Annotated in this window: 20 protein-coding genes and 3 tRNA genes; 18 read left to right on the top strand and 5 right to left on the bottom strand. The window is 54.0% G+C overall.

Annotation, left to right across the window (positions count from 1 at the left end; translation table 11 throughout):
* Window positions 1-85 precede the first annotated feature (85 nt).
* From VF260_04085 to VF260_04065, 5 genes are all read left to right on the top strand, one after another.
* Window positions 86-931, top strand: coding sequence for a carbohydrate ABC transporter permease (locus VF260_04085; GenBank protein ID HEX7056362.1), 846 nt, complete (start codon window positions 86-88; stop codon window positions 929-931).
* Between the two features lie 64 nt (window positions 932-995).
* Window positions 996-2633: an ABC transporter substrate-binding protein gene (locus tag VF260_04080; protein ID HEX7056361.1), complete on the top strand. Its 1638-nt coding sequence runs from the start codon at window positions 996-998 to the stop codon at window positions 2631-2633.
* 507 nt (window positions 2634-3140) lie between these two features.
* Window positions 3141-3217, top strand: a tRNA-Asp gene (locus VF260_04075).
* A 59-nt stretch (window positions 3218-3276) separates the two neighbouring features.
* Window positions 3277-3362: transfer RNA gene (locus VF260_04070), tRNA-Tyr, on the top strand.
* Window positions 3363-3366: 4 nt separating this feature from the next.
* Window positions 3367-3439 (top strand) — tRNA-Lys (locus VF260_04065).
* Window positions 3440-3567: 128 nt separating this feature from the next.
* Here the strand turns inward: VF260_04065 and spoVAE are convergent.
* From spoVAE to spoVAC, 3 genes are read right to left on the bottom strand one after another with little or no spacing between them, the layout of a single operon-like run.
* Window positions 3568-3918, bottom strand: coding sequence for a stage V sporulation protein AE (gene spoVAE / locus VF260_04060; GenBank protein HEX7056360.1), 351 nt, complete (start codon window positions 3916-3918; stop codon window positions 3568-3570).
* A gap of 4 nt (window positions 3919-3922) precedes the next feature.
* Complete coding sequence (spoVAD, locus tag VF260_04055) at window positions 3923-4942, bottom strand: stage V sporulation protein AD (protein ID HEX7056359.1); 1020 nt, start codon at window positions 4940-4942, stop codon at window positions 3923-3925.
* A gap of 1 nt (window position 4943) precedes the next feature.
* Entirely contained in the window at window positions 4944-5432 is a 489-nt protein-coding gene (gene spoVAC / locus VF260_04050) for a stage V sporulation protein AC (GenBank protein HEX7056358.1), read from the bottom strand.
* A gap of 167 nt (window positions 5433-5599) precedes the next feature.
* Between spoVAC and VF260_04045 the strand changes: the two genes are divergently transcribed.
* On the top strand, window positions 5600-5806 hold the full coding sequence (locus tag VF260_04045) for a DUF1657 domain-containing protein (GenBank protein ID HEX7056357.1): 207 nt from the start codon (window positions 5600-5602) through the stop codon (window positions 5804-5806).
* A gap of 34 nt (window positions 5807-5840) precedes the next feature.
* Here the strand turns inward: VF260_04045 and larA are convergent, their stop codons facing one another.
* A complete protein-coding gene (gene larA, locus VF260_04040; protein HEX7056356.1) occupies window positions 5841-7109 on the bottom strand; it encodes a nickel-dependent lactate racemase in 1269 nt (422 codons plus the stop codon).
* Between the two features lie 76 nt (window positions 7110-7185).
* Here larA and VF260_04035 point away from each other — a divergent pair, with 76 nt between their 5' ends.
* The 7 genes from VF260_04035 (at window position 7186) to VF260_04005 (ending at window position 13358) form a co-directional block, all read left to right on the top strand.
* A complete protein-coding gene (locus tag VF260_04035) occupies window positions 7186-8292 on the top strand; it encodes a helix-turn-helix domain-containing protein (protein ID HEX7056355.1) in 1107 nt (368 codons plus the stop codon).
* Window positions 8293-8460: 168 nt separating this feature from the next.
* Window positions 8461-9585 carry a sn-glycerol-3-phosphate ABC transporter ATP-binding protein UgpC gene (gene ugpC, locus VF260_04030; protein HEX7056354.1) on the top strand — a complete coding sequence of 375 codons (1125 nt, stop codon included), beginning with the start codon at window positions 8461-8463 and terminating at the stop codon, window positions 9583-9585.
* 148 nt (window positions 9586-9733) lie between these two features.
* A complete protein-coding gene (gene hprK, locus VF260_04025; GenBank protein HEX7056353.1) occupies window positions 9734-10672 on the top strand; it encodes an HPr(Ser) kinase/phosphatase in 939 nt (312 codons plus the stop codon).
* Window positions 10673-10698: 26 nt separating this feature from the next.
* Window positions 10699-11634: a prolipoprotein diacylglyceryl transferase gene (lgt, locus tag VF260_04020; protein ID HEX7056352.1), complete on the top strand. Its 936-nt coding sequence runs from the start codon at window positions 10699-10701 to the stop codon at window positions 11632-11634.
* Window positions 11631-12131 (top strand): acyltransferase, encoded by a 501-nt coding sequence (locus VF260_04015; GenBank protein HEX7056351.1) that lies wholly within the window; start codon window positions 11631-11633, stop codon window positions 12129-12131. The genes lgt and VF260_04015 overlap by 4 nt, the downstream gene beginning before the upstream one ends.
* 3 nt (window positions 12132-12134) lie before the next feature.
* A complete protein-coding gene (locus VF260_04010; protein HEX7056350.1) occupies window positions 12135-12839 on the top strand; it encodes a 4'-phosphopantetheinyl transferase superfamily protein in 705 nt (234 codons plus the stop codon).
* A gap of 33 nt (window positions 12840-12872) precedes the next feature.
* Entirely contained in the window at window positions 12873-13358 is a 486-nt protein-coding gene (locus VF260_04005; protein ID HEX7056349.1) for a hypothetical protein, read from the top strand.
* Window positions 13359-13362: 4 nt separating this feature from the next.
* Here VF260_04005 and VF260_04000 read toward each other — a convergent pair whose 3' ends face one another.
* Window positions 13363-15231: a glycoside hydrolase family 3 N-terminal domain-containing protein gene (locus VF260_04000; GenBank protein HEX7056348.1), complete on the bottom strand. Its 1869-nt coding sequence runs from the start codon at window positions 15229-15231 to the stop codon at window positions 13363-13365.
* A 185-nt stretch (window positions 15232-15416) separates the two neighbouring features.
* Between VF260_04000 and VF260_03995 the strand changes: the two genes are divergently transcribed.
* From VF260_03995 to hisH, 5 genes are read left to right on the top strand one after another with little or no spacing between them, the layout of a single operon-like run.
* Entirely contained in the window at window positions 15417-16610 is a 1194-nt protein-coding gene (locus VF260_03995) for an ATP phosphoribosyltransferase regulatory subunit (GenBank protein ID HEX7056347.1), read from the top strand.
* Between the two features lie 30 nt (window positions 16611-16640).
* Window positions 16641-17276, top strand: coding sequence for an ATP phosphoribosyltransferase (gene hisG / locus VF260_03990; GenBank protein ID HEX7056346.1), 636 nt, complete (start codon window positions 16641-16643; stop codon window positions 17274-17276).
* A 25-nt stretch (window positions 17277-17301) separates the two neighbouring features.
* A complete protein-coding gene (hisD, locus tag VF260_03985; protein HEX7056345.1) occupies window positions 17302-18603 on the top strand; it encodes a histidinol dehydrogenase in 1302 nt (433 codons plus the stop codon).
* Window positions 18604-18605: 2 nt separating this feature from the next.
* The gene (gene hisB, locus VF260_03980) at window positions 18606-19205 is read left to right on the top strand and encodes an imidazoleglycerol-phosphate dehydratase HisB (GenBank protein ID HEX7056344.1); all 600 of its coding nucleotides are present in this window, start codon (window positions 18606-18608) and stop codon (window positions 19203-19205) included.
* 3 nt (window positions 19206-19208) lie between these two features.
* Window positions 19209-19811, top strand: coding sequence for an imidazole glycerol phosphate synthase subunit HisH (gene hisH, locus VF260_03975; GenBank protein HEX7056343.1), 603 nt, complete (start codon window positions 19209-19211; stop codon window positions 19809-19811).
* Window positions 19812-19817: the final 6 nt, after the last annotated feature.

Genomic DNA, 19817 nt, shown 5'->3' with positions numbered 1-19817 from the left:
AAAGACTATGCGCTCTTTTAACCAACCGGGCAAAAAGGCGGTGAAAAAATTGGAGGCTGCATCCAAAAACGACTTCGCAACCATAATGTTCCACGCGGTCATTCTGATCATGGCGCTGTTCGCACTGTTACCGTTTGTTGTCTTGTTGGACAGCTCCCTGTCTTCGGAAAGCCACATCCTGGTGCACGGCTACACACTGATACCGCGGCATTTTTCGCTGGATGCGTACAAGTTCATTTTTCGGTCTCCGGGCGAAGTACTCACCTCTTATAAAGTGTCGATTATCGTTACGGTGGTCGGAACGGCGGCAGCGTTGTTTTTCTCCGCGATGGGCGCTTACGTGATGTACCGCAAAGACGTGAAATACCGCAACGGACTGGCCTTCTACCTGTTTTTCACGACCTTGTTCAACGGTGGATTGGCTCCGTACTACATCTTGCTGGTGCGCTACCTGCATATGAAAAACAGCTATTCGGTGCTGATCTTGAGTCCGGCAGTTAATTTTGTCATCTACATCCTGATTTTGCGCAGCTTTATCAAATCGACCATACCGGATGCCGTTGTGGAATCGGCCAAAATAGACGGGGCCAACGATATGCGAATTTTTTTGCGGATCGTGTTTCCGCTCATGAAACCGGCTTTGGCCTCCATTGGATTGTTCATGGCGCTTGCGTACTGGAACGACTGGTGGACGCCGATGATGTTCGTTGAACACCAAAATATGTTTCCGTTGCAGTACACCTTGTATCAGATGCTGTCGATGATGAACGTTTCGGGTCAATTCGGACAGCATATGGGAAATGTGCAGTTGCCCAAGGAAACGTTCAAGTTGGCGATGACGGTGGTGGCTACCGGGCCGATCGTGCTGGTTTATCCGTTCGTGCAAAAATACTTCGTCAAAGGCATTACGATCGGGGCGGTCAAAGGATAACGATATAAATGCCGGCTTAACCGGATTTATATATTTATAATTACCATATCAGGAGGGGTTACAGATGAAAGCGCATGGCAAATTCGCGATTGCATTGCTCGCGTTCTTGATTACGTTCTCGCTCGTCTTGGCCGGTTGCGGCGGCAGCGATAGCGGCAGTTCGGCCGATGGGGCGAATAACAACCAGACGGCGAATTCCGCCAATTCGGATGACGCAAGCGCCGCCGGACAAGCAAGCGGTGAAGGTGAGGGATCCGGAATCGACACCTCAAAGCCGGTCCAGTTGACGATGTACTTGTTGGGCGCGGCGCCCCAAGGGCTGCCCGACGTCCTGAAGCAGGTGAACGAGAAATTGCAAAAGGATATCAATGCGACGTTGGAGATCAATTATATCGATTGGGGGAACCTGCAGTCGAAATATCCGCTGCTGCTAGCTTCCGGCGAGCCGATCGATTTGATCTACACGGCGGACTGGAACTTCTACGCGCAGGAAGCGGCGAAAGGTGCGTTTATGCCGCTGACGCAAGAGATGTTGCAGAAGTATATGCCGCGGCATTGGAAAGCGACCTCCCAGGATATTTGGAACGGTACGATGATTGACGGCAAATATTTTATGATTCCGACTTCTTCGCCGGACAAGAAAGTCCAGGCCGCGTTGATTCGCAAAGATTTGCGCGAAAAATACAATGTCCCGGAAATTCACAAGTTTTCCGAGTTGGAACCGTATTTTGCCGCCCTCAAGAAAAACAATCCGGAAATGATTCCCCTTTCCATGGATTCGAACACGGATTTGCCGATGCCGTTCTACAATCTGCTGGAAGAAAAGACAAGCTATTTCAATCTGGCGACGACCAACGCCGCCGCGGTTGGCGTGGGATATGAACAATCGGACGATTCGGGCCAGATTTATTCCCAGATCGATGAACCGATTCTCAGTGCGGAAAAATGGGCCGCCGGCATCATGAAAGACTGGTACGACAAAGGCTATGTCATTAAAAACCCGTATGCGAACAAAGTGCGCAGCAAGGATCAATTCTGTGAAGGCAAAGTCGGAGTGGCTTTGGGCAACACCCAGGATTTGCAAAGCATTATGAGCCAGTGTCAGTCCAAAGGCATTCCCACCGACATCATTCCGGTATGGTGGCCAAACGGCAAGGAGAAACTGGCCAGTCCGATGAACAACGGGGTGGCCGTGCCGGCCAGCTCGAAAAATCCGGAACGCGCGTTGATGGCGCTGGATCTGATTATGGAAGACCCGTCTTACAATTACCTTGTGTATTTTGGCGTCGAGGGCAAAAACTACGTGATTACGGACGACGGCAAGATCGGCCTGCCGCCGGGCGTTTCGGCGAAGGACAACGATTATCCGCCGGATGCCGCCGGATTTTGGTTCACCAACAAAAACGAGTTTAAGCCGATGGCTGACTGGACGCCGCAATATATCGAGTTGCAGGAGCAACTCAAGCAAAATCTGGTTATTCCGAAATATTTGACCTTTTCCTTCAACGCCGACAACGTGAAGACGCAGATGGCGAATATTACCAACGTTTCGTCGCAGTATATGTACCCGATCTATATCGGCGCCGTCAAAAATGTGGACGAGGCATTCAACACGGTCATCGATAAGTTGAAGGCGGCGGGCATTGAAGATGTCAAAGCGGAACTGCAAAAACAAATCGACGAATTCAACGTCAAGCAATAAATCGATTTATTCGCAAAATAAAATACGGAGCGCCCCCATGCCATAGCCGCATCGCGGGGAAACAGGCCGCCGGATCGAGCGTTATGCGTAAGTCCGGCGGCATTTTCGCGACGACACGGTTGGGCGGGGGTTGTCGCGGCTTTCGCTGCAATTCGTCAATCGGAATCGGCTGAGATTCAAAAGGAGGCGCATCCGCCATGAAGGCGTATTCATTCAGGATTCATCAAGCCAATAAAGAAATTCGGCCCGGCAAGCTGGCCGGCTGCCGCGGCGTAAACCCGTCGGGAGATCGTTTCGGCTTCGCGCTACCCGGGTTACGCCCGGCGGTGGTACCGCGGAATTTCCAGGCAGATCAAGGGTACGTTCTTTCAGGAGGGCGGGCCGGTCATTGCCTCTTGTTCATATCCGCAATCCCCGCTGGACATTCGGCTAAAAATAATGTATTATATTTCACGTTGCTGACTTTCCGGAGCGAATCCCGCCTATGAGAACGGCAAATCAGAATAGGGAACTGTGGTGTAGAGGCCTAACATGCCTGCCTGTCACGCAGGAGATCGCGGGTTCGAATCCCGTCAGTTCCGCCATTTTTTGCTCCTTGTGGAATCATATCAATTCTATCCCGAGCTATTTGGCCTTTTAGTTTGGAGGGTTAGCGAAGCGGCCAAACGCGGCAGACTGTAAATCTGTTCCTTCACTGGTTCGGTGGTTCGAATCCATCACCCTCCACCATTGCGAGCCATTAGCTCAGCCGGTAGAGCACCTGACTTTTAATCAGGGTGTCGGAGGTTCGAATCCTCCATGGCTCATCACAGAACAAACATCGCGAGCTTTCCGCAAAGCGCGATCCCCCGACACGCCGCAAGCGATTGGGGTTGTCCATAAAGAACCGTCCGGCGAATTTACCGGACGGTTTTTACGTATGCGGACCAATTCTTTACCCTTTCGGTTTAAACACCAATGCCGCCAAAAAAGAAAAGATGATCGCCGCCGATATGCCCGCGCTAGTGATTTCAAAAATCCCGGAAATAATGCCGATCCAGCCGTCCCGTTTCAACTCTTCAAGCGCCCCGTGCACGAGCGCATTGCCGAAACTCGTAATCGGCACGGATGCGCCGGCTCCGGCAAAATTGATTAGCGGATCGTATAAGCCGATACCGTCCAATATGGCCCCGGCTACGACAAGAGTTGTCATCGTGTGAGCCGGAGTGAGCTTAAACACGTCAAAGCAAATTTGCCCGATCACACAAATGGCGCCTCCGATTAAAAACGCCCAAACGTAAGGCATCATGTCAACCACCCGCCTCCATATTCTCGATTGCGACCGCGTGCGCGATACACGGGATGCTTTCGCCTTGTTGAAAAGAAATCGGCGACAATAACGCTCCGGTTGCGACAACCAGTATCCGATTGAGCTCTTTATTGCGCAATTTCTTCAAGAGGTAGCCGTATGTAACGACTGCCGAACAGCCGCAGCCGCTCGCACCGGCTTGCACATCTTGTTTGGTAAAATCGTAAATCATCATTCCGCAGTCGTCATATTGGGTTTGGTAAATGGGAAACCCGTGTTTGGCAAACAGATCGTTGGCGATGGCGTGGCCTACTTTGGCCAAATCGCCGGTCACGATCAGATCGTAATGATTCGGTTCGATTTGCAAATCGCGAAAATGCGCCTGGATGGTGTCGACAGCGGCAGGCGCCATGGCTGCGCCCATATTGAAAGGATCTTTGCTTCCCATATCGACAATTCTGCCGATGGTCGCCGCTGTAATAACGGGGCCTTCGCCCTTGGCGGCTACGACCGCCGCGCCGGAGCCGGTTACGGTAAACTGGGCGGTCGGCGGCTTTTGGCTGCCGTATTCCGTCGGATAGCGGAATTGTTTTTCCGCGCTGGCATTATGGCTTGTGGTCGCGGCAAGCGCGTAACGCGCCGCGCCGGAGTCGACCAACTGCGCCGCAAGCGCCAGGCTTTCCATGGACGTGGAACATGCGCCGAACACGCCCAAATAGGGGATGTTCATGGTGCGCGCCGCGAACGTTGTACTGATAATCTGGTTCATCAGGTCGCCGCCGATAAAAAACTGGATTTGTCCGGCGGTGAGTCCGGCATTCTCAATCGCCAATTTTGTCGATTCTTCCAGCAGCGTTTTCTCCGCTTTTTCCCAGCTTTTTTGCCCGAGCGACAAATCGCCGTGGATGATGTCGAAAGCATGCGCCAGCGGCCCCTGGCCTTCGAAAGGTCCTACGACAGTCGCCGTGCCGATAATTACAGGCCGATTTGGAAATACCCAGCTTTGATGGCCCTTCAGCATTTCAGGATCCTCCTCCCACTGAACCGGGATTAATGATCGCATGCACAATGCCGACGATAAAAGCGGTCACGGTGCCGAATACAATCACCGCGCCGGCCAGCTTGAACATTTTGGCGGCGGCGCCGAGCACCAAACCTTCGCTGCGGTGTTCGATCGCCGCGGACGCCATCGAATTGGCAAACCCGGTAACCGGCACAGCCGAACCCGCGCCGGCCCATTGCGCGAATTTGTCGTATACGCCAAAGCCGGTTAATAGCACCGAGATAAAAATCAGCACGGCTACTGTCGGGCTGCTGGCCGTTTTTTTGTCAAAATCCGCAAACGTAATAAAAAACTGTTGAATTCCTTGCCCCACCGCACAGATTGCGCCTCCCGATATAAAGGCGCGAAAACAGTTTTTCCACACGGTTCGCGACGGTTCGCGCGCTTTGGCAAACTGCTGATATTCCTGTTGAATGGGCGTAAGCTTTTTTTTCTTGTTATTGGCCATGTTGCTCCTCCTTGTTGCTCCTTCTTCAAGGTAGCGCTTCTTCATTGATTATTTGTAGCAAACGGGGCGGTTATGAGCGATCACGGAAAGATTCGGCTGACGGAATGTTCCATTTATGAATTTTAGGCCGCCTCGCCATATTAAAAAGGTGAAGGGTGGTGAAAAAAATGACGGTGGCAACGCAAGTCAAAACATGTGTGGCTTCATTAAAAAGCGCCCAGGCAAGCCTGGAGCAATTCGCGCTGAACACCCAAAACCAGGAAGCGAAAACGTTGTTTGAAAATGCCGCGAAGTCTACGCAGCAGATTTGCCAGCAGATTGAATCGCGCGTCCAACAAATTGAAAACGAAGAACCGCAGTATAAAGGGTTTTAGGGCATTTTACCGGGCAGCCACCGAGGCTGCCTTTTTAATTCGGAAAGGTCAATGCGGCGCAAGGCATAACGGCGATTTTGCCGGCGGAGTGGGCGAGTTCGGTAATCGTTTCCGGCAAATCGGCCACAGGCGCAAACCCGCATAACCGGACAAGCGGCGAGGGAATATCGGAGTAGAGAAATACGCGGTGCCGCGCGACGATTTCGGCAATATGCCTGATCTTGTGGGCTCCCAATCGAAAATTTTCGCTGAGCGCCGCCAACATTTGCGGAAAATCCCGCATCGTTTCCAGCCATGTTTGCAACGTGCCGTTGCCGAACACTTCCTCGCAGCGCGCGGCCAAAACGATCGCGCCGCCCGGTTTGGCAAGCGCCGCGGCGTTTTGCAGCGATTTTGCGGCTTGATACAATTGCATATCTTTCGGATGGCCTCCGGCGGACGCGATCACCAAATCAAAGTTTGCTTCGGTTTTGACGATAAACATCTCTCTCGCCTTTTGCAATAGCGCCTCATGCGCCTTCACAACGTCGCCTGCCGCCGCAAACAGCAAATGTTTGTCGTGATCCGCCACCGTATTGAACAAAAAGTGAACCGGCAAAAACCGCAATGTTTCCATCATATCCGCATGCACCGGATTATCGAGGCGGCCGATTTTCGCTTGCTGGCGAAACGACAGCGAATGGTTATGCTCAATGCTTTTCACGGAGGCCACTCCGGGCATAAGCGCTTTGACGCCGCCGGACATTCCGGCCAAACGGTGCGGCTCGATGTTCCCGGTTAATATGCGGATGTCCGCCCGGACCACCTGGCTGTTTATCTCGACAGGCGTTCCGAATGAAGTCGTTCCCAGCGGCGTGCAATCCGCGCTTTGCGCGGAATGGTTTTCCACCGACACGCGGCTGAAAACGGCATCGCCTGCCAACGCCCGCAATTCCTCCTCCGACTGTTTGCGATGCGCGCCTAATGCAACAATCACTTTTATCGCCTGATCGGGAATGCCTGCCGAATTTAATTCGTTGATCAGTTCGGGCAAAAATAAATGGCTGGGATTTAACCGCGTCGCGTCGCTGATGATGATGACCGCATTCTTTTTCCCGCGCGCGATATCGGCCAGCCTGGGCGTTCCGATCGGGTTTGCCAGCGCATGGCGGATCGTTTGTCCTGCATCGCCCGCCGTTTCCGCGCGGTACATGATCGTCTCCGCGTGAATTTCCGGCGGAAGCGTGAATGCAACCTCGCCTCTTCCGTACCGTAGTGTAAAAGTGGAAATCGTGATTCCCCCTCGGAAGATTGCGTTTTCCACAGTTTTTGCCGAATCGTTTGCTTTTATCCCAATTATGCTACAATAGATGAAAGGTTTTTGCGCTTTAGGAGGACATATGGATTGGGAACAGGTAAAAAATGAGCTCGAACGATTGCTGGATATGCGTTTTGCCTACGGGCACATTCCGCTGAAAGAATGGAAGCGTTTATCCGATCCGACCGGCGGGGAGTTTGTCACCATCGATTCCACAACTCATTTTTATCTGCAGCCGGAACATGACGAAACGTTGCAAACGTTGGCTATCAATGAAGCGCTGTTGACCCGAACGGAAAAGCGGCTCATTGCCATGGCCCTTACGGCGCATCGCTCTTCCCGGGAAAAATGGCAGTTTTTCCGCCGGCGGGATGACGGGAAATTTGCCGAACTGCGCGAATGGATAAACGATCATCTTGAAGCGGGAAATATCGCCGCCGAACTGCCGGAGTGCTACCGTTCGGTTTCGGCTTTTTACGCGTCCAAAGTGCCGCTTTTGCTTGTGGTGGGAGAATCGGAACAAAAACATGCGAAAAGCGAAAGTTTGCCCGCATTGCTGGAATCTTACTTTGCCGCGGAAGTGACGATTATTCCGCTCAAAGATATGGAATGGCTCATTCTCGGTCCGCCGGAAATCATCGATGCTTCCGACGAGACGGACGCGAATCCGGGTGAAGAACTTTTGCGCCTGGAAGAATCGCTGCAAGAGCTTGCCCAGGGTTTGTACGAAATGATGATCAGCGAATGGGGCGAAGATTGCCATGTGGCCGTTTCGTACCCGTTTGTGCCGGCCAAAAAATTGCTGTCCGTCATTGCCGAGCTGCGGGAATCTATCAGTCTGGGCAAATCGTTCCATCTTGGCGCGAACGTCCATCTTCCCTGGAAACTCGTCCTGGACCGGTTGCTCAATGCTGTGCCGGAACGGGAAAAGGAGCGCTATATCGAGCGTGTTTGGAAAAACCTCGATCATGTCCTGGATAGCGAAATGTTGAAAACACTCGAGCAGTTTTTCGAATTAAACTGCAACGTAAGCGAGACGGCGAAAACGCTTTACATACACCGGAACACGCTGTTGTACCGGCTCGACCGGCTCAAACAGGAAATCGGCATGGATGTTCGGATTTTCAGTGACGCGGTGCTGGTGAAACTGGCGCTGATGCTGATCAAGGCGGCGAAGCATACGGTATAGCTTTCCTCTCCGTTATGTGCATCAAGCGTATTCGCAAAGCGGATTCGCAGGCATTGTACAAAGTAACGAAAATGCGGCGGCGATTTTTGTAAGGAATGTGCATAGTCTTTCATGCCGGGGTGGAGTAAGATAGATATGGAAGATTTCACTGTTTAGGGGGAGAGTTGTATGGCAGGATTGCGCTTGAACAACGTTTATAAAATTTATCCGGGTTCCGAAACGCCGTCCGTTTCCGATTTCAACCTGGAAATTAAGGACAAAGAGTTTCTTGTTCTCGTAGGTCCGTCCGGTTGCGGCAAATCCACAACTTTGCGGATGATTGCCGGCCTGGAAGAAATCTCCAAAGGCGAACTGTACATTGGCGACCGCCTTGTGAACGATGTTGCCCCGAAAGACCGCGATATCGCGATGGTGTTCCAGTCTTACGCCTTGTATCCGCATATGAACGTTTATCAAAACATGGCCTTCGGTTTGAAATTGCGCAAATTTAAAAAGGCCGACATCGACCGCCGCGTTCGCGAAGCGGCCAAAATTCTCGATATCGAGCATTTGCTGGATCGCAAACCGAAAGCGTTGTCCGGCGGTCAGCGCCAGCGTGTCGCCTTGGGCCGCGCGATTGTGCGCGAACCGCAAGTGTTCCTGATGGACGAACCGTTGTCCAACCTGGATGCGAAATTGCGCGTACAGATGCGCGCCGAAATCAGCAAACTGCACAAACGTCTGGAAACGACGATCATTTACGTTACCCACGACCAAACGGAAGCCATGACGATGGGCGACCGTATCGTTATTATGAAAGACGGCGTTATTCAACAGGCTGCATCTCCCGAAGATGTTTACAACTATCCGGTTAACCTGTTCGTCGCCGGCTTCATTGGATCGCCCGCGATGAACTTCATTAACGGCCAACTGCAGGAAAGCGCCGGCCAACTGCTGTTCAAAGCGGAAGGCATTTCCGTTCCGATTCCGGAAGGGAAAGCCGCTACACTGCGGGAAAAAGGCTACGCCAATAAGGAAGTCATCCTGGGCATCCGCCCGGAGGACATTCATCAGGAGCCGATCTTCCTGGAAGCTTCTCCGCAAAGCGTCGTGAACGTGTTCATCGAAGTTGCCGAAAACCTGGGCCACGAAATGTTCCTGTACATCAACGGCGTCGGCAAAGATACGATTATCGCCCGTGTTGACGGCCGCGCAGGTTTGAAAGAAGGAACGAACGTGAAACTGGCGCTCGATATGAACAAGATTCACGTCTTTGACAAGGAAACGGAAAAGTCCATTTTCTACGGAGAATGAGAGATAAGCGTTACCGGGCATCAACCGAAGCAGGCCGGCGATGAATCGCCGGCCTGCTTCTTCATATTGATTTCAATTGCCAATTGCTTTACGATGAATACATTATGGGGCAAATTGAAATCATCTGCGGAAAAAGGGGAATGAATGGATGCCGAAAAAGTTGAAAGTGTCCGAGCTCGTACAACGATTCAATCTGGAAGTCGTGTGCGGCGAATCCGGATTAAAGCGCCCGATTACCGTAGCTGATTTGTACCGGCCGGGGTTGGAGATCGCCGGTTACTACAATTATCATCCGAAAGAACGCATCCAAATATTGGGGAAAACCGAATTGACGTTTTTGGAAACGTTGAGCTCGGCGGCAAAGCGGGAAAGAATGTCCAAGCTGTGTGAAGAGGAAACCCCGTGCGTCTTGATCAGCAGGGGGCAGGATGTGCCGCCCGAACTGCTGGAAACGGCGGAACGGCGCGAGTTTCCGGTATTGCGCAGCCCGGTGGCCACAACGATTTTGGCCAGCAGAATTACCAGCTTCCTGGAAAACAGGCTGGCTCCGACAACGACGATTCATGGCGTATTGGTCGATGTGTACGGCGTCGGGATTTTAATTATCGGCGGAAGCGGGATCGGCAAGAGCGAAACCGCGTTGGAACTGGTGAAGAGAGGCCATCGCTTAATTGCCGATGACGCCGTGGAAATTCGCCAAACCGCGGACAACGTCCTGCTCGGAAACGCTCCCGAACTGATCAAACATTTGCTGGAGATTCGCGGCGTCGGCATTATTAACGTCATGACGCTTTTTGGCGCGGGTGCGATTCGCAGCGAGAAAAAAATCACATTGGTCATCAAATTGGAAACCTGGCAGGAAGACAAAATGTATGACCGTTTAGGGATCGATGAAGAGACGACAAGAATCATAGACACGGATTTGCCGCTTGTGACCATTCCCGTGCGCCCCGGGCGCAACCTTGCCGTCATCATCGAGGTTGCCGCGATGAATTTCCGGCTGAAAAGAATGGGCTTTAACGCCGCGCTGCAGTTTACGAACAAATTGACGGAAACAATCAATGAAGAATTGGATGAATTTGAATAGACCAATTATAGTTGGGAGTTTTGGCAATGCATGATCTGGCTTCCCATTTGAACCCGGTTGCGCTAACCCTTGGCCTGATTGAAATTCGCTGGTACGGCATCATTTTGGGCATAGGGGCGTTGGCCGGGCTGTTATTGGCGATTCGCGAAGGCAAGCGTTTCGGCATTCATCAGGATTTCTTCATGGACTTGTTGTTGATTGGCGCCCCTTCCGCCATCATCGGCGCCCGGATTTATTATGTCGCGTTTTCATGGCAGGACTATCGCAACAATCTGGCCGAGGTGTTCAAAATATGGCACGGCGGAATCGCCATTTATGGCGCGCTGATCGGCGCCGTCGTTGCCGGTTATTTTTATGTTCGGAGAAAAGGCTATAACTTCTGGCGCATCGTCGATATTTGCGCGCCCAGTTTGATCATCGGCCAGATCATCGGCCGCTGGGGCAATTTCATGAATCAGGAGGCGCACGGCGGCCCGGTAAGCGAAGCGTTTTTGCGCCATACGCTGCATCTGCCCGATTTTATCGTAAAGCAAATGAATATTGACGGGACGTACTACCATCCGACGTTTCTATATGAGTCCGTGTGGAATATCGCTGGGTTGCTGATTTTGTTCTACTTGCGCCGCCGGCCGTTTTTGCGCTCCGGCGAACTGTTTTTCAGTTACATCATCTGGTATTCGCTTGGCCGCTTTTTTGTCGAGGGCCTGCGCACGGATAGTCTGGCGTTTACCGGACCCGACTGGTTGGCCGGATTGATGCAGGCATTATGGTCGCCGATGCGCCTCTTGTTTGAGCCGGGTATTATGTATTACGGGAACGTCAGGATCTCCCAATTGCTGGCTGTTTTGCTGATCATTGCGGCAATTGCGCTGATTGTATGGCGCCGCAAGAGCGGGCTCGCCAAGGAGCGCTATCTGGATCCGATCGTTTCGCGGTTTTCGTTTGTGGAGCAAAAGCGATGAGAAACACCCGCCGTTACCCGGTTGAAGGACCGAATTCGCTCTGGCAAATCTACAAAACGGTCAGTTTGTGGAAAGCCATAAAAAATTTTATCATCGTGCAAATCTGCCGCTATTCACCGTCCTTGCGCCTGAAAAATTGGTTGTATCGGCATGCGCTGGGTATGAAAGTGGGGGAGAACACGGCGTTCGCGCTGATGACAATGGTTGATGTGTTTTATCCCGAGTTGATACATATTGGGCGGAATACGATCATTGGCTATAATACCACGATCCTCGCGCATGAGTATTTAATCCGTGAATACCGGCTCGGGGAAGTGCATATCGGCTCCAACGTGATGATCGGGGCCAACTGCACCATTTTGCCCGGCGTTGTAATCGGCGATAACGCTGTTGTCGGCGCCGGCTCCGTTGTGCATAAAGACGTTGCCGCCGGCTCGTTCGTGGCGGGCAATCCGCTGACCGTAATCCGTGAAAACCTGTCTGAAAAAGGAAGCTAAACGATGCGGATAGTGGCCATCAAATGCGAACCGGATTTGCGTTTCGGCGCCGAGCTTGTGCAAAGTTGCCTGCAAACGCTGCCGGCAGCAAGACGCGAACGGATTTTGCGGTATAAAAAAGAAGCCGACAGGCTGCGTTCCCTGATCGGCGATGCCGCTGTCCGGATGCAGGCGTCATTATGTCTTTCGAAAGCGCCTTCCTCGCTTCGCTTTACTGCGAATGCGCACGGAAAGCCTGCGCTTGCCGAAGCGGGGACATTTCATTTTAATGTTTCCCATTCCGGCTGCTGGGTCGTTTGCGCATTTGCCCGCTTTCCGGTCGGCGTCGATATCGAACGGGTGCGCCCGATCCGTTTTCAGATCGCCGAACGTTTTTTTGCCGCTGAAGAGGCCGCCGCTTTGCGGCAACTGCCGGAGGCGGACAGATCGGACTATTTTTTCGATATTTGGACGCTGAAGGAAAGTTACATCAAGCTGGATGGGCGTGGGCTCGCCTTGCCGCTTGATGCGTTTTGGTTTCGCCAAGAACGGAACGGATATGTGTTGGCGGACGGCCCCCGCAAACCGGTTTGCGTACGCCATTATGCCATTGACCCGCATTATAAATGCGCCGTCTGCGCGGATCATGACGAGCTGCCGAAAACGGCGGATGTAACGGACGCCGCCGAACTGCTGCGGCGGTATTTGCGGTTATGCCGGGAGTTTTAACGGATAATGGCCGGGAGAAAGCGAGGCTCGGGAATGAGGATCCGGAAATTTTACTATTACGCCTTTTGGGCAATTTCGTTTTTGCTTGTCCTGACAATGTTATATCGGCAACATCAGGACCGGGCCGAAATCACCTTCACAAAACAGCCAAGCGCATTTGCCGCATATACGTTGCGGGTCGAAGCGACGGACGGCAAACACGAAAGGGAGTTTGACGATCAGGCGTTTTCGCGTAATAAGCGCGGCGCCACAGAGCCGATGCGGACCAAAACCAAAGGGCTGCTGCATGTTTCCTTTGCGGTTGCCATTATGGGGCACGAAACGGTGGCAGAAACGCTCATCATTCCGTTGAAGCCGGATTGGCGATGGAATGTGGTTTTTTTTATCACCGACCAAAATCCGTATAAGTATTGCATGGGCTGCGACAGTTATGAAATGTTCGACATTCCCGGCGCAAACGCATACAAGCTGTATGTTGTCACCGGCGGGAATTACATCAAGCATCCGGTAGAATATTAAGCGTTTAATAGGAAAGACCGGCGCCGATTTCATAAAGGTTGCCGCCGTGCAGGCGGTCGGGGATGAACACCGGCAATTTGCCGGTCGGGTTGTACTTCCCGAACACCGCACGCAATCCGGCATCCAGATTCACGTTGGCGACGCTGCCGTAGATGGCCAGGTAAGCGGGCGCATTCGGAATGTAGGCCAAATCGTACGGGCTGTCCAACGCCATCACGGCGAGCCTGTTGGCTTGCGCCCGCATGCCGCTGACAACATCGGCGGCAAATCGGCCGCTTTTGCCCGCTTTCGTCAAATTGCTCGTGGCCATGAGCACATAGTCGGAACGGGCGGCAGCTTGCCGCATGTCCGGCGTCATTTGCGCCAGGCCGGCGTATGAAAATGCGTCGATCCGCACATGGCCGTCCGGCAGAAGTTGCGCAACCGTCCGCCGCATCGTCTGCAGCGTTCCGTTGTCCGGAGCGAGGATGAGGAGGCGGGCGTTGTCTTGAACAGTAAAAGGCAGCGTGTTCCGTTCGTTTTTCACCAACGTCACGCCGTTTTCGGCAAGCTTTTGCGCGGTTTGCCGGTGCGCTTGCGAGGCGACTTTCGCCTGCGCTTGTGCGATTTTTTCCGTGAGGGGCGTTTGCCGCCCGGCGGTGGCGAATAATCCGTATTTCTCCTTCAAGGTCAAAATGCGGCGGACCGACTCGTCAATCCGGCTTTCGGGTATGGCGCCGCTCTTGACTTCTTGCATAAGTCTGGCAACGAGATCGCCGGGGTTTTGCGGCATCAACAAAAGATCCGCCCCCGCCTGCACGGCCATGACGGCCGCCTGTTCACTGCCGAAGTGGTCGGTTACGGCTTTCATCTGCAGCGAGTCCGTCACGATCACGCCTTCGTAGCCCAATTCGTGGCGCAACAGATCGGTAAGCACGGCATGCGACAGCGAAGCGGGGGGAGTAATCCTGGAACCGTCCAATCGGGAAACAACCGTCGTTTGCTCCAGCGCCGGGAAAGTAATATGCGCGGCCATGATCATGTCGACGCCATGTGCGATGGCGCTTTTGAACGGGATGAGCTCGATTTTCTCCAATCTTGATTTGTCGTAAGGAATGACAGGCAGGCCCAGGTGCGAATCGACGTCCGTGTCGCCATGCCCGGGAAAATGTTTGGCCGCGGCGATTACGCCGGAAGCGTGCAAGCCTTGAATTTCCGCCGAGCCCAACTTGGCGACCAACTGCGGATCGGCGCCGAACGACCGGACGCCGATCACCGGATTGTCCGGATTGTTGTTAACGTCAAGCACCGGGGCAAAATCCGTATTGATTCCCAAAGCGGACAGTTCCTCGCCGATCAGGCTGCCGGCGGCGTAAGCGCCTGACCGGGAATGTGCCGCGCCAAGCGCCATGTTGCCTGGCAGGCTTGTGCCGAAAGTAAGCCGGTACACGCTGCCGCCTTCCTGATCGGTGGCGATAAACGGCGGCAGCGCGCCGGCGGCTTTGCCGATTGCGTCGGTCAGTGCGACTGTTTTCGGCAAATCGGGCATATCGTCGCGAAACAGGATGACGCCGCCATAGCCGTATTTTGCCAGATCGGCGGCAAACGAAGGAGCGAGCGCGCCGTTTGCCGTCACGGCCGCGGGCATGATCATTTGCCCGATTTTTTGCTGCAGGGTTAAAGCGGACATGATTGCCGCAATTGGATCGGGCTCCGGCGTTTTCGGCGCGGGAGCGGAAGGCGTCGGCGAAGTTGCGGCGGGCGTGGTTGGCGTGGCCTTCGCGGGCGGATTTTGCGCATTTTCGGACATTTTTTTTACATATAGATAAGAGCCCAAGGCCAGCAGCACAATGATTATGCCGGCCATTGCACCGTACAAAATCGTTTTGGGCATGCCGCATTCCTCCCAAAAGCGGGGTGTGCCGTTTACTTGTTTGTTTCTATTGTGCCGCATTTCGCTTATTTCCACAAATCGTTTCATCGCCATTTGACGCGTTTGCTCATTCATGCTAGAATAACGGTACTCTTACTTTAGTTTGGTAGTATGGTAGCATACTAAAGCGCGATGAGGTGTCTTTCATGTCTTTGCCCAAAGTTTTCGAAAAGCCGCCGGGAATGAAGGATCTCCTTCCCGCAGCCGTGGAGAAGCTGCGCCACATCGAGCATCAGGTGCTGGCGTGCATGCAGCGGTGGGGCTATACGCAAATTATGACTCCGACATTGGAGTATTACGATACGGTTGGGCTGGCCAGCTCGACGGCAAACAATAAATTGTTCAAGCTTTTGGACAACAGGGGCACATCGCTCGTGCTGCGTTCCGATATGACGGCTCCGATTGCCCGGGTTGTGGCGTCGCTGTTGAAGGATGAACCGCTTCCTTTGCGTCTGTCTTATCACGCTTCGGTGTTTCGGGCGATTGAGGAAGAAGCCGGACGCGATTCGGAGTTTGTGCAAACGGGCGTCGAATTGGTCGGCGACGCTTCGCCGGAGGCGGACGCGGAAATGGTCGCGTTGGCCATCGCTTCTTTACAGGCTGCCGGCGTGAAAAAATTTAAAATCGCGCTTGGCTCCGTCGGATTTTTAAACGGGTTGCTGGCGTCGCTGTTGCCGGGCCGGGAAACGGAGCAAGCCGAATTGAAAGAGGCGCTGCAAAACCGCGACTTTGTCGGATACCGCGCCGCTTTGCGCCGTTTCAACATGAACGATAAGGCATACGCCGAGCTGGAAGGCATCCTGCGGCTGCGCGGCGGCCGGGAAATTTGCGGACAAGCGGAAGAAATTACGGAGAGCGCGACGGCCAAAGCGGCGTTGCGCCACCTGTGCGAAGTGTGGGCCGTGCTTGCCGCTTACGGGGTGTGCGAGCATATCACAATCGACTTAACGATGAGCGGGAATTTTTCTTATTATACCGGTATGGTCATGGAAGGCTATGCCGCCGGAATCGGTTCGCCCGTGTTAAGCGGCGGCAGATACGACAATCTGCTGACGCAGTTTGGCCGCCCGGCTCCGGCAACCGGATTTGCCCTGGAGACAAACCGCATGATGCAGGTTGCCGACATTCCGGCGCAAAGCCATATCCGCGCCCTTATTTTGTATACGGCAGACAACCGGGAAAAGGCGTTCCAAACGGCTGGCGAATTGCGGTCGCGCGGCGGCTACATGGTGGAAACGCTGCGCGTTGCGGACAAAGAAAGCGCCGCCTCCGCGCCGAATGGCGGAACCGGCGGGCAATATGCCGGCAAATGGTACGAGGAGATTTGGACGTTTGTGTAAAAGCGCGAGGACAGCAGGGGAGGTGCGCGCATGCCGCGGGATTTATTGAAAGTGGCAATGCCGAAGGGAAGAATATACAAACAGGCGGCAAAGTTGTTCCGGGATGCCGGGTTGCCGCTGCCGGACGATCTGGACGATACGCGCAAACTGATTTTGCCGTTTGCCGAAGCCGGCATTGAGTTCATCATGGCGAAGCCGGTGGATGTGCCGACCTATGTCGAATACGGCGCGGCGGATATCGGGGTAACCGGCAAGGACGTATTGATGGAGGAAAATCGGCGCGTATACGAATTGCTTGATTTGCAGATCGCCCGCTGCCGCATGTCGGTCATCGGTCTGCCGGATTGGCAGCCGGTGCTGAATCCCCGGGTCGCCACCAAATATCCCAATGTGGCATCCCGATATTTTCGCGAGAAGGGACAGCAAGTGGAAGTGATCAAGCTGAACGGTTCCATCGAGCTTGCGCCGCTGATCGGGCTGGCCGACCGCATTGTCGACATGGTGGAGTCAGGGCAGACCATTAAGGAAAACGGATTGGTGGAACTGGAACAGATCCACTCGATCACAAGCCGCCTGATTGCCAATCGGGTCAGCTACCGGATGAAAAACGAACGGATTCAGGAATTGTGCGATTTGCTGCAACATGTGATTCCTGTACAAGTTTAAACGGAAGGCAAAGGAGGTGCGGGAGATGCGCATTGTGAAAGCTGCCGAGTTTTCGCAGGCGAGAAAAGTGGAGTACGGATCGCCCGAGCAAAACCGCATGGTACGGGAAATCATCGAAACCGTCCGGGCGGAAGGCGATGGCGCCCTGATCCGTTATGCGGAACAGTTCGACAAGGTCAAAATCAATCAACTGCGGGTTAGCAATGAAGAAATTGAAGCGGCGTATGCGCAAGTCGACGCGCCGTTTCTTGCGGCGATCCGCAAAGCCGCGGCCAATATACGCGCGTACCATGAACGGCAAAAGCGCGTTTCCTGGATGGATTGGCAGCAGGACGGCACGGCTTTGGGCCAAATCATCCGCCCGCTGCGCCGCGTAGGCGTGTATGTCCCCGGCGGCAAAGCCGCTTATCCATCAACCGTGTTGATGAACGTAATTCCGGCGCAAGTGGCCGGCGTGCAGGAAATCGTCATGGTGACGCCGCCGGCGACGGCGGGCGCGGCGGGCATCAATCCGTATATTTTGGTTGCCGCGGCGGAAGCGGGCGTGCGGGAAATGTACCGGGTTGGCGGAGCGCAAGCAATCGCCGCGCTCGCTTACGGAACGGAAACGATTCAACCGGTCGATAAAATTGTCGGTCCCGGCAATATTTACGTCGCGCTGGCGAAACGATACGTTTTCGGCGCGGTCGCCATCGACAGCATCGCCGGTCCGAGCGAAATCGTCGTCCTGGCGGACGACTCGGCCAACCCGGCGTATGTGGCGGCGGATTTGTTGTCGCAAGCCGAGCATGACGAGATGGCGGCGGCGATCCTCGTGACGGATTCGCTGAAGCTGGCGCAGGAAGTCAAGCGGGAAGTGGCGCGCCAACTGGATTCGCTGCCGCGCAAAGCGATCGCGGAAAAGTCGCTTCAGACATACGGCGCGATTTTGACCGCAGCCGACATGGCGGAGGGGATTCGCACCGTAAACAGGCTCGCTCCCGAGCATTTGGAATTGCTGGTTGCCGATCCGTTCAAATGGGTCGGGCAAATCGAAAATGCCGGCGCCGTCTTTTTGGGACCGTACAGTTCCGAACCGGTCGGCGATTATTTGGCGGGGCCGAACCATGTGCTGCCGACCAACGGTACGGCGCGTTTTTCCTCGCCGTTGAACGTCGACGACTTTGTGAAAAAGATGTCGCTTATCCATTACAGCGCGCAGGCATTGGCAACCAATGGCGCGGACATTATGCTTCTGGCCAGGCATGAAGGCCTGGAAGGCCACGCCAGGGCGATTCAGGCAAGACTTGCGCAAATGCCCAATACGTTGCGGAAAGAAGGGGAATAGCCATGAGCGAACAAAATAGAAGAGCTTCCAGCGTAATCCGGAAAACGGGAGAAACCGATATTCAGCTTTCATTCGCCATCGACGGCACCGGGCAAAGCGAGATTGAAACCGACGTGCCTTTTTTGAACCATATGCTGGATTTGTTCGTCAAGCACGGCCACTTTGATCTGAAGCTGAACGCCATCGGCGATATTGAGGTGGACGACCACCACACGACGGAAGATATCGGCATCTGTCTGGGGCAGACGGTCAAGCAGGCATTGGGCGACAAGAAAGGGATCAAACGGTACGCGAGCGTGTTTGTGCCGATGGACGAAGCGTTGGCGCAGGTTATAATCGACATCAGCAACCGCCCGCACCTGGAATATCGGGCGGCGTTCCCGAGCGCCAATGTCGGCAGCTTTACCGTGGAACTCGTCAAAGAGTTTTTATGGAAATTCGCATTGGAAGCGCGCATCACGCTGCATGTGATCGTTCATTACGGAGACAACACGCACCATATGGTCGAGGCGATTTTCAAAGCGTTGGGCCGCGCGCTTGACGAAGCGACCAGCATCGATCCGCGCGTGCAGGGCGTACCGTCCACGAAGGGAGTGCTCTAGGCGGTGTCGATTGCGGTCATCGATTACGGAATGGGCAATTTGCACAGCGTGACGAAAGCGGTCGAACGCCTGGGGTATGACGTTGCCGTAACTTCCGACGAGAGTGCGATTCTGGCCGCGGCGGCGGCCATTTTGCCGGGGGTCGGCGCCTTTGGCGATGCGATGCGTTTTTTGCGGGAGAAGAATCTTGATGCGACCGTGCGCAAGTTTGCCGCCACCGGCAAGCCGCTTTTGGGCATCTGCCTGGGGATGCAGCTATTGTTCGCGCAAAGCGAGGAGCACGGGCTGCATGAAGGCTTGCGGCTCCTCCCCGGAAAAGTCGTGCGCCTCAAAGGCGCTGGCAAAGTGCCGCACATGGGGTGGAACCGCCTTGAGTTTCATGCCGGGTCGCCGCTTCTGCACGAAGTGGAAGAGGGATACGTCTACTTTGTGCATTCATACAAAGTGGTGCCGGATAATCCGTCCGATCTGCTGGCTTCGACGGATTACTGCGAGCAGGTGGCGGCCATCGTTGGCCGAAACCATGTATACGGCATGCAATTTCATCCGGAAAAAAGCGGCCGCATCGGCATGCAACTGCTGCATAATTTTCTTAAGCTTGCTTAGCCATCA

This window comes from Bacilli bacterium, assembly GCA_036381315.1.
Taxonomy (GTDB): Bacteria; Bacillota; Bacilli; order Paenibacillales; family KCTC-25726; genus DASVDB01.
This window is presented reverse-complemented; position numbering and strand designations above follow the sequence as displayed.

Excerpts from the sequence above, each read along its gene's own strand:
- lgt (HEX7056352.1), top strand. The coding sequence starts at position 10,699 with ATGCATGATCTGGCTTCCCATTTGAACCCGGTTGCGCTAACCCTTGGC.
- hisB (HEX7056344.1), top strand. The coding sequence starts at position 18,606 with ATGAGCGAACAAAATAGAAGAGCTTCCAGCGTAATCCGGAAAACGGGA.
- VF260_03995 (HEX7056347.1), top strand. The coding sequence starts at position 15,417 with ATGTCTTTGCCCAAAGTTTTCGAAAAGCCGCCGGGAATGAAGGATCTC.
- hisD (HEX7056345.1), top strand. The coding sequence starts at position 17,302 with ATGCGCATTGTGAAAGCTGCCGAGTTTTCGCAGGCGAGAAAAGTGGAG.
- VF260_04000 (HEX7056348.1), bottom strand. The coding sequence starts at position 15,231 with ATGCCCAAAACGATTTTGTACGGTGCAATGGCCGGCATAATCATTGTG.
- VF260_04015 (HEX7056351.1), top strand. The coding sequence starts at position 11,631 with ATGAGAAACACCCGCCGTTACCCGGTTGAAGGACCGAATTCGCTCTGG.
- ugpC (HEX7056354.1), top strand. The coding sequence starts at position 8,461 with ATGGCAGGATTGCGCTTGAACAACGTTTATAAAATTTATCCGGGTTCC.
- spoVAD (HEX7056359.1), bottom strand. The coding sequence starts at position 4,942 with ATGCTGAAGGGCCATCAAAGCTGGGTATTTCCAAATCGGCCTGTAATT.
- VF260_04010 (HEX7056350.1), top strand. The coding sequence starts at position 12,135 with ATGCGGATAGTGGCCATCAAATGCGAACCGGATTTGCGTTTCGGCGCC.
- VF260_04005 (HEX7056349.1), top strand. The coding sequence starts at position 12,873 with ATGAGGATCCGGAAATTTTACTATTACGCCTTTTGGGCAATTTCGTTT.
- VF260_04045 (HEX7056357.1), top strand. The coding sequence starts at position 5,600 with ATGACGGTGGCAACGCAAGTCAAAACATGTGTGGCTTCATTAAAAAGC.
- VF260_04035 (HEX7056355.1), top strand. The coding sequence starts at position 7,186 with ATGGATTGGGAACAGGTAAAAAATGAGCTCGAACGATTGCTGGATATG.
- spoVAC (HEX7056358.1), bottom strand. The coding sequence starts at position 5,432 with ATGGCCAATAACAAGAAAAAAAAGCTTACGCCCATTCAACAGGAATAT.
- VF260_04080 (HEX7056361.1), top strand. The coding sequence starts at position 996 with ATGAAAGCGCATGGCAAATTCGCGATTGCATTGCTCGCGTTCTTGATT.
- spoVAE (HEX7056360.1), bottom strand. The coding sequence starts at position 3,918 with ATGCCTTACGTTTGGGCGTTTTTAATCGGAGGCGCCATTTGTGTGATC.
- VF260_04085 (HEX7056362.1), top strand. The coding sequence starts at position 86 with ATGTTCCACGCGGTCATTCTGATCATGGCGCTGTTCGCACTGTTACCG.
- hprK (HEX7056353.1), top strand. The coding sequence starts at position 9,734 with ATGCCGAAAAAGTTGAAAGTGTCCGAGCTCGTACAACGATTCAATCTG.
- hisG (HEX7056346.1), top strand. The coding sequence starts at position 16,641 with ATGCCGCGGGATTTATTGAAAGTGGCAATGCCGAAGGGAAGAATATAC.